Origin of the sequence: Pseudoalteromonas sp. TB64 (genome assembly GCF_000498095.1) — a bacterium.
Taxonomy (GTDB): domain Bacteria; phylum Pseudomonadota; class Gammaproteobacteria; order Enterobacterales; family Alteromonadaceae; genus Pseudoalteromonas.
In genome coordinates this window covers 1-3,219 of the sequence record NZ_AUTQ01000074.1, presented here as the reverse complement: position 1 = coordinate 3,219, position 3,219 = coordinate 1, and the positions used below count along the sequence as shown (strand labels likewise).

The 3,219-nt window shown below is 39.4% G+C and carries 3 protein-coding genes and 1 pseudogene; 3 read left to right on the top strand and 1 reads right to left on the bottom strand.

Translation table 11 applies throughout. The annotated features are described in order from the left end of the window. The first annotated feature begins 356 nt into the window (after nt 1–356). The 3 genes from radC (at nt 357) to rpmG (ending at nt 1,709) form a co-directional block, all read left to right on the top strand. Complete coding sequence (gene radC, locus L647_RS0103810) at nt 357–1,031, top strand: DNA repair protein RadC (RefSeq protein ID WP_024610010.1); 675 nt, start codon at nt 357–359, stop codon at nt 1,029–1,031. Nucleotides 1,032–1,305: 274 nt separating this feature from the next. Further along, nucleotides 1,306–1,542, top strand: a complete 237-nt coding sequence (gene rpmB, locus L647_RS0103805; RefSeq protein WP_004335549.1) for a 50S ribosomal protein L28 — start codon at nt 1,306–1,308, stop codon at nt 1,540–1,542. Between the two features lie 11 nt (nt 1,543–1,553). Then, nucleotides 1,554–1,709, top strand: coding sequence for a 50S ribosomal protein L33 (gene rpmG, locus L647_RS0103800; RefSeq protein WP_004335545.1), 156 nt, complete (start codon nt 1,554–1,556; stop codon nt 1,707–1,709). Nucleotides 1,710–1,919: 210 nt separating this feature from the next. Here rpmG and L647_RS01000000123620 read toward each other — a convergent pair. After that, a pseudogene (locus tag L647_RS01000000123620) lies at nt 1,920–3,219 on the bottom strand (S8 family serine peptidase); the annotation flags it as partial.

Genomic DNA, 3,219 nt, shown 5'->3' with positions numbered 1-3,219 from the left:
AAAACCGAGCAACAAAGAGTAAATAGCCCCTAGGAAGAACCCTTTGGGCAGCGCCTGTTTGGCATTAATGCTACGTTATCGCCTATTTATGGGGAATAACCACACTGTATAGGCTCTGCCTTGCCTAAATACCAAACAGACTGCTGCAAATTTAACCTTGAAAGATCAACAGACCCTAGCTCTAAATAATAAATTTATCTCAAGTAGCTACTCTATTATGAGCGTTAACTGTATTGAATTTATTTGTAATAGACCTGCAATTGGCATTTAAATTTGCCTTAAAATTTAAAATAATCAGGTTAATTTTAAAATTTGCATTACAGTTATAAGACACTTTTGACGCTCTTGGATTAATAATGCAATTAACCTCTTTACCTAATTCACTTCGCCCTCGCGAAAAGTTAATTGAAAAAGGCGCAAAAGCATTAAGTGATGCTGAATTACTCGCTATTTTTTTACGTACGGGCTTACCTGGTATGAACGTAATAGAGCTTGCACAGCATTTGCTTAACGAAAATAAAACACTGCATAATTTGTTTAACGCGAGTATTGAAGAGTTTTGTTCACAAAAAGGATTAGGTACAGCTAAATATGTGCAGTTGCAGGCTGTATTAGAGCTAAGCCAACGTTATATGCAGGAGCGTTGTCAACGAGAGGCTGTATTTAACTCACCCAATACAGTGTACGACTATTTAACGATTCAAATGCGTGGTTTGCAGCAAGAAGTATTTATGGTGCTTTACCTCGATAGCCAAAATCGTTTAGTTAAAGACGAAATACTTTTTTATGGCACTATTAACTCAGCAAGTGTTTATCCAAGAGAAGTAGTTAAAGCTGCTCTTAAAAATAATGCCGCAGCTGTTATTTTTGCACATAACCATCCAAGTGGAATTGCTGAGCCAAGCCAAGCAGACAAACTTATTACTAATAAATTACAACAAGCACTGCAATTGGTCGACATAACTGTGCTTGATCACATCATTGTTGGAGGGGAAACATGTGTTTCTTTTGCCGAGCGAGGCCTTATTTAACTTTGTTTGATGGATAAGTGTGTTAAAAATGAGCTGTTTAACGTGTTTTGGCAAATTAGTTTAATTTAAATGCAGTTTTTACTTTCCCTAAGGGCATTCGATCTTTATAATTAGCCGCTATCAAATTTACATATATGAGCTGATTGGATAGATCAGTGTTTGATCTTTGCCTGTAAAAGCTGTATAAAGAGCGCCCTTCGATTTATCTCTAGGGCGGAAATACACGGCCTTAGATTAAATTAAGCTCGAGCGAAGTTATTGGAGATATATAGACATGTCTAAAGTATGTCAAGTTACAGGTAAGCGTCCAGCGGTTGGTAATCACCGTTCACACGCGAGAAACGCGACTAGACGTCGTTTCCTACCTAACCTACAAACACACCGTTTTTGGGTTGAAAGTGAAAAACGTTTTGTAACATTACGCACTACTACTAAAGGTATGCGTATTATCGATAAAAAAGGCATCGACACGGTTCTTACAGAAATCCGTGCTCGCGGCGTTAAAGTTTAAGGATCTGAATCATGCGCGATAAAATCCGTTTAGTTTCAACTGCCGGTACTGGTTTTTTCTACACTACTGACAAAAACAAACGTAACATGCCTGAGAAGATGGAAATCAAAAAGTTTGATCCAAAGATTCGTAAACATGTTCTTTTTAAAGAAGCTAAAATTAAGTAATTTTAGTTCTTCTTTTAGAATTTAAAAACCCAGCTTAGGCTGGGTTTTTTGTTTTTAAAAATTAATAAATCAACAAATGTAAATAATATCAATCCTCTTAAATGTGGGGTCTATTTAATTCGTTAAATTGATGCAGATTGGTATAAGCGCAAATAAAAAGACCGAGCTATTTAATTTAGCTCGGTCTTTTTTGTAGGGAGAGAAATATACTTATGGTTGGTATTGTCCGCTAAGTGTTAAGCCAGAAAAGGTGCTGTAAGCATTAACGCTTAAGTGCCAAGTACCCGCTTGTGGATTAGTGAATGTACAAGTTTCTGCGTTGCCGCTTTTATAAGGACGACAGTCGTAGCTTGTAGTCGTTGGTTGACTACCAAACTTAACAAATAAATCTGAGTCGCCAGTGCCGCCAGATGTTGTTACTGTAAATAAAGACATATCGGCAGGAACGTCAAGTGTGTAATGTTTCCATTCACCTGCATTCGCTGTTACGTCGCTAATAGTACCGCCACCTGCTTGAGGTGGAGTAGAGCCACCAGTAGAGCCGCCTGTTATATTTCCAACTAAGCTCACGCCAGAATAAGCAGAGTAACCACGCAGCATTACATGGTAAGTGCCAGCAGTAGGGCTATCGATAGAACACTCTTCATTGTTACCATTTTCAAATGGACGACAATCATACGTACTTGTTGTTGGTTTACTGCCAGCACGTAAATATAAATCGGTATCGCCTGTGCCACCACTCATTGTAAACGTAACGTTGGTTGCACCGCTTGGAACGGTCATTGTATAAAATGCTTCAGCATTTGTTGCGCCACTAAGGCCTGTTTTAGCTTCGCCATCGGTTAGCGTATTATCGTCACCTGCTGGNAGCTGCGGCATCAACAATACCTGTACCACAACTAGTACACGTTGCTGAAAATGAGCGAGCTGTTGATTTTAAAATACTTTCTATTTCGTCAGGTGTTGCATCTGGTTTAGCTTGTTTAATAAGAGCAGCTACACCTGCAACATGAGGTGCCGCCATTGATGTGCCTTGCGAGTAAGCATAGCTATCGCTTGAAGGTGAAGATGAACCTGAATTATAAGTAGATAAAATACCTTCAGAGTCGTTAGCAAAATTTTGTGCACCGCCTGGTGCAGCAACATCAATATTACTACCAAAGTTTGAGTAATATGCACGACCACCGTTACGACCAACAGAGGCAACATTTACTACGCCGCTACAGTTACCTGGATTATAGTTAGCTGAATTGTCGTTATCATTACCGGCAGCTATAACTATAACGGTTCCGTTGCTGCGCGCTGTATTTATAGCACTTTGTGTTGCAGAGCTACATGAGCCGCTACCACCTAAACTCATATTAATAACATCAGCAGGGTTAGCGTTTGATGGAATACCAGAAACACTACCACCAGATGCCCAAATAATACCGTCAGCAATATCAGATGTTAAACCACCACATTTACCAAGCACTCGAACAGGAACTACTTTAGCGTCGTAAGCTACGCC